Origin of the sequence: Halorubrum amylolyticum, from assembly GCF_004114995.1 — an archaeon.
GTDB classification, from domain to species: domain Archaea; phylum Halobacteriota; class Halobacteria; order Halobacteriales; family Haloferacaceae; genus Halorubrum; species Halorubrum amylolyticum.
The window spans coordinates 22,246-28,245 of the sequence record NZ_SDJP01000033.1 but is presented as its reverse complement, the minus strand read 5'-3'; the positions used below and the strand labels follow the sequence as shown (position 1 = coordinate 28,245).

2 protein-coding genes and 1 CRISPR repeat array (1 of these 3 only partly in view) are annotated in these 6,000 nt (G+C 56.7%); of the genes, one reads left to right on the top strand and one right to left on the bottom strand.

Going from position 1 to position 6,000, the window contains the following annotated elements; all coding sequences use genetic code 11:
* Positions 1 to 63: 63 nt before the first annotated feature.
* Positions 64 to 2,181 (top strand): hypothetical protein, encoded by a 2,118-nt coding sequence (locus ESO89_RS15865; RefSeq protein WP_128906412.1) that lies wholly within the window; start codon positions 64 to 66, stop codon positions 2,179 to 2,181.
* Between the two features lie 421 nt (positions 2,182 to 2,602).
* On the opposite strand, the gene ESO89_RS15860 is transcribed toward ESO89_RS15865, so the two are convergent.
* The gene (locus ESO89_RS15860) at positions 2,603 to 3,070 is read right to left on the bottom strand and encodes a DUF5518 domain-containing protein (RefSeq protein ID WP_128906411.1); all 468 of its coding nucleotides are present in this window, start codon (positions 3,068 to 3,070) and stop codon (positions 2,603 to 2,605) included.
* A gap of 412 nt (positions 3,071 to 3,482) precedes the next feature.
* Positions 3,483 to 6,000: direct repeats of the CRISPR family, unit length 30 nt; unit sequence GCTTCAACCCCACGAGGGTACGTCTGAAAC (it continues 3,141 nt past the right edge of the window).

The window sequence follows — 6,000 nt, the reverse complement described above, 5'->3', positions numbered from 1 at the left end:
GGATGTAGACTGACTCCCTGCTGGCAGACCATGTGTCTGTCATAGGCCACCACCTACGAGATAGTGACGAAATCAGACGGGGCTAAACACGTACCATTGGCGAATGCGACGTGGGGCGATAACGCGGGCTACCAGTACGCGGATGTGATCGTCGCGACGTTTGATTCGTATTTCGAGGCCGCAATTCGAGGCGTCGGTTCAGGTCTTGACGTGCTGGTATTCGACGACTTTCATGAGCTCTACTCGGGATTCCGGGGCGACACTATCGAGAAGTGCCTGACAATCGCGAAGCAGTCTGGGATTCAGATCTTCTCGACGAGTGCGACTATCGGGAATCCTGATGAGATTGCCCGATGGCTCGATGGTGACTTGATAATCAGTCCCGCAAAGCGCGAGGTGCCAATTAAGGAGATTCCCGTGAGTAAGGATGCGTCAGGGCTGTCTTACGGTGAGTTCATCGGTGATCTGATCATGGACCAGCGTGAGAAGGGGCCCTTCATGGTATTCAATTTCCTGACGTCGCACGCGCAGGCTAGGGCCCTCGACATCAAAGATCGGACTTCGTTTACTGAACCCGACACCGACTATCGCTCGAAGGTGGAATCGGCGGTTGACACATCTCTCACACGGACGCAAGAGGATTTGATAGAATGTCTTGAAAATGGGGTGGCGTTCCACTACTCCGATCTTGAGAATACGGTCAAGAACATCGTTGAGGACGGTGTGAAGTCGGGAGAGATTAAGTGTATCTCGTGTACCACGGGGCTTGCGTACGGGTTTGACTCGCCTATCCAGTCGGTGATAGTCGCTGACTTGGCTCGCTATGGTGAGTTCGTCGGGAAGTACGAATACATCCAGTGGATTGGGCGGGCTGGCCGTGAAGCCGACATGGACGAGGCGTACGCGTTCCCGATCCACAGTGGGGATGATGCTGCTGAGTATTTCGAGTTCGGGACGCCTGTTGAGGAGAAGTCGTTGGAGTCGATTGGCTCTCATTTCGGGCCCGTCCCCGACAGTTATCCAGCTGATGACTACACGTCGAACGCAGATGATGTCCAGACCAACCTCAGTTGGCTCCTCATCGAGTTGGCCGCTAATGGTTGGAACACGCTGGACGAAATCACCGAGTTTGTCTCTCTGTCGCTGTACGGGTTCTACAACCGAGATACAGGTGTTCAGGTGGGTGACGCAGTTGTCTCGCCGAATAATGTTGATCAGAAGGTGGGTGCTGTCCTATCGCAGTTGTCGGAACAGGACTTCATTCACCACGAGTCAGACAACCACATCACGACGACAGCGCTCGGAGACGCGGTGTTTGAGTATGACCATGCGACGCGCATGGATTGTACGCCGCTCCAGTTGAAGGGAGTCGTGGAGTCGCTATCGAGGTCGCATCCGATTTCGCCAGAGGAGCTCATCAAGGAATTCGCGACGGTCTTCTACGAGTGTGACCTCAAGGAGTCGCTCGATGACGATAACGTGGTAGCCCAGATGCTTCGGAATCACGGCTTCGAGGTGGATGAGCCGAGCGTTACAGCGGGGGTCGTCACATGGCTCTGGTGTGAAGGGATCAGCGTCGATCGCATCGAAGCGCTCCTCGATATTGACGCCTCGTTCCTGCCGTCGACGGCACAAAGTCTGGCGGAGGCTCTTCGGGCAGTTGGTCACCTGTACACGGCGACGTCCTACGAGAAACCCGTCTGGGTAGATGCCTTCGCGAAACAGGTGGAAGACGGTGTGACGGTTTCGGACCTCCATCTGACCGCACAGGAGGGCGTGGCACGCGGGCGGGTGCTGGCTCTGGAGGAGCAGATTCGTGTGGCGTGGCAAGCGCTTGATCAAGATACGCTCCCGGACAACGAGGCGCCGACGATCGAGAAATTGGCGTATCAGATGCAGGAATCCTCGGGAGACTTCCAAGAGCGCATCGTTGAGGGGGCTGATTACATCTCGACGAAGACTGCTCCGCGAATCGTCGACGCCGTCGCAGACTGGAATGCTGGCGACTACACACTGCGGGAGGTGCCACCGACAACTGAATCCGGTCGTGAGTTCATCACATTCGAAAGCGACGACGTTGAGATAGACGATCTGCTGGGGCGGTCCGACACCACCGAGGATGATGAGACGGATGACGCCGATAGTGGCGGTCAGGATACGTCGCTCGATGACTTTCTCTGACCCCTAATCGCTCATTAGGGGTTGTAGTGGTGGACTTCGAGCGAGACGTCCTGGTCCGGTGTCGAAACTCGGGCGTAGATTGCTGCGTCTGAGGGTCCATTTTTGCTCACGTTTTCGAGGATACGCTACTGTATTAAACAAGTGGGGGGTTACTGCGGTTTTGTGTATAGCACTTCCTTCTCGACGAACCTTGAGATCCGCTGTCCAGTACAGAGGGATAGTGAAACAGCAGTATATATTCAGGATTTGGTAGGTCGATCAGTACAAGATACGAAGGGTGTAGTCAGCACGGGAACTGCGTTATTTTCTCCAAATAGATCCTGAATCAGCTGATAGAACGAGAGTGCTTACTTACCACCCGATTCTCTGTAGACGTAGATGGAATCAATGCATAGGTAGATTATGACTCCCTCAGAAACGATTATGCTTCTGACCCGAGCGTGGGCGTTCGGTCAATGCGATTGTTCATCCATTCACCAATGAATCCACCAATTACTCCAATTACCATCATGACAACCGTCATAATACCTAAGGTGGCCACACCTGCTCCAACTGAGGAGATAGCCATCAGCCAAGAGTCTCCGACAGCATCCACGAGGATTGAATGTCCCCACCAGTCAACGACTGTTACTCCACTCTGCCAGAGGATAATCGGGATACCCCCAGTTAGCCCGGTTACTACGCCTGCATGGGTTCCTTTGATTGGCTGTGACTGGTATAGATACCCTGAAATTATGGATGCAATAAACAATGGCGTTGCTGAAACCGGGTCAGGCGTGAGTACCCAATTAATCCCGAAAGTAAATGGAATCGAGGCGATTCCGAGGAGGACCGCTGTGCGAAACTGTCCGTAATTTATGTTCTTACGGAATCTGCTGAGCGGGGTCATATCTGTTCATTCACGTTTTCATTCTGTATATAAATCTGTTTCCCTCCTTACGGGAAATGTCATCGTGCTAAATGGGGTGTCCTTCACCTGTACTGACCGATCACTCTCTTCCGTAGATTGGCCTCAGTTCGTGCCACATTCGCGCCCTACATCTTACACACCAACCCATCACAATATCACTAGGCCAACAGTTGTTTCACTAGATGAAATAGGAAGTTCTCAACAACTCGATGAGTGGGCCTGATAGCCGCCGACTTTGGAGCGATAACCGCGTCGGTCGTCGGCGTATATTACTGAATTCGTGCTGGACGATCGGCAGGAGTGCCAGATTTCGGGCTTGCGGCCCCTATCTCGCCATGTAGGGTTCTTCTGAGACCGGATCGAACATGGGGAGGAACTCGACATCTTGCTCGCTTCAACCCCACGAGGGTACGTCTGAAACACGGGAGGTAACGACCTTCAACGCCGACGTTCTCCAGCTTCAACCCCACGAGGGTACGTCTGAAACTCGCGGTCTTCGATGAGCTGGCGCTTCTCGGAGCGCTTCAACCCCACGAGGGTACGTCTGAAACTCAATGTCTGACGCGAGGTCGTCGGCGACAAGCATGCTTCAACCCCACGAGGATACGTCTGAAACCCACTGTAGATGCACCGCGCCGTCGGGGTACGCCACACGCTTCAACCCCACGAGGGTACGTCTGAAACCGTCCAAGTCCGGCACGGCAAGCGGCGGTACTACGGCGCTTCAACCCCACGAGGGTACGTCTGAAACTACTGTGTCCGCAGACCCGCCCTCTCCCGAAACCAGCTTCAACCCCACGAGGGTACGTCTGAAACTCGGAGACGATCGGCACGCACGCCGACGCCGAGGTGGCTTCAACCCCACGAGGGTACGTCTGAAACTTCCGAACCGAAGATTCGCCGCACCGTCCGGGCGGAGCTTCAACCCCACGAGGGTACGTCTGAAACGGCTGTGCGCCGCGCCGTCAAGCGCGCGATCCCCAAGCTTCAACCCCACGAGGGTACGTCTGAAACGACAAACAGACCGCTTTGGAGGCGATTAATGTCTCTTGCTTCAACCCCACGAGGGTACGTCTGAAACCATCCCGAACTGGTTTCAACCGGGTGAGAACGTCGCTTCAACCCCACGAGGGTACGTCTGAAACGTATCGTTTGCCCGTCATCCATGGGTGGATGGATCGCTTCAACCCCACGAGGGTACGTCTGAAACTCCCGATGCGCCGGCAGACGCGACGGAGCTCGTCGAGCTTCAACCCCACGAGGGTACGTCTGAAACTGCTCGCCTTTCGCACGCGCCTGCGCGAAGCTTCGGCGGCTTCAACCCCACGAGGGTACGTCTGAAACTGGGAGTGGTGCGCCGGTGCGGCCATGCCGATCGGGCTTCAACCCCACGAGGGTACGTCTGAAACGCTACTTAGTGACTCGCCAACCGTGTGGTGAAAGTGGCTTCAACCCCACGAGGGTACGTCTGAAACGTGAGCGGCGACGCGGCCACCCGTGGCGGGGATCTCGCTTCAACCCCACGAGGGTACGTCTGAAACTCTTCGCCGTCGCCGCGTTCGCGGTATAGTGTCACGCTTCAACCCCACGAGGGTACGTCTGAAACGCGAACGGGAGGCCAAGACGGCCACTGTCGAGCGCTTCAACCCCACGAGGGTACGTCTGAAACCCGGCCCCGCGTTGCCGCCCGTCGACAGACTCCCCGCTTCAACCCCACGAGGGTACGTCTGAAACCTCTCCGCCAGATCGCCTACGAGACGGCGCGTCCACGGCTTCAACCCCACGAGGGTACGTCTGAAACGCGTCATGATCGCCGTCCGACGCGCCTCGACCGTGTCGCTTCAACCCCACGAGGGTACGTCTGAAACCGCTATCGAGGTTCGTCGGGGAGCGCGGGTTGTCGAGCTTCAACCCCACGAGGGTACGTCTGAAACCGCGGTCGGCGCCGCGCTGGCTCGGGCCCGTGGTGCTTCAACCCCACGAGGGTACGTCTGAAACGTTTGAGCCGACGCCGCAGTCAGCGCACTCAGACATGCTTCAACCCCACGAGGGTACGTCTGAAACGACGACGACATGCGGCACGTCGGGACCGAGCAGCTGCTTCAACCCCACGAGGGTACGTCTGAAACAAGCAGTGGCTCCATCGTCCCCGTGTAGCTCATGCTTCAACCCCACGAGGGTACGTCTGAAACGCGGGACGGTGCTGCTCCGTCGGGAGGACCTCACCGCTTCAACCCCACGAGGGTACGTCTGAAACCTGAGGTCTTAGAGCGCCTCGACGAGCTGGAGAGCCGCTTCAACCCCACGAGGGTACGTCTGAAACGAGCGACATGAGACCGATCTCAGCTCCAATCTACCAGCTTCAACCCCACGAGGGTACGTCTGAAACGAAGCACTGCCGCCCGCTCCGACCTCAGTGTACCGAGCTTCAACCCCACGAGGGTACGTCTGAAACTGTCCTCCGCGTCAGAGACGTAGCCACTGACGGTCGCTTCAACCCCACGAGGGTACGTCTGAAACGGTGCGCCCGAAGACGTTGGTGGAGATCAACCCCACGCTTCAACCCCACGAGGGTACGTCTGAAACGATGTCATACGCAGCAACCACCGTCACGATCGAACCGCTTCAACCCCACGAGGGTACGTCTGAAACCGTTTCGTCTGTTCGTATAGTGTATGTCGCAATACGGCTTCAACCCCACGAGGGTACGTCTGAAACTCCTGGTGGAGGAGGTCGTGCTCGCAGCCGGGGCAGCTTCAACCCCACGAGGGTACGTCTGAAACCAGTGGCAAGATACCCGCTACGAGGACTGGGTTCGAGCTTCAACCCCACGAGGGTACGTCTGAAACTCAGTCCTCCGGGCCCACTGTAGGCGCCGGTCGCTTCAACCCCACGAGGGTACGTCTGAA

Coding starts and splice junctions, on each gene's coding strand:
- ESO89_RS15860 (WP_128906411.1), bottom strand. CDS start 3,070: ATGACCCCGCTCAGCAGATTCCGTAAGAACATAAATTACGGACAGTTT.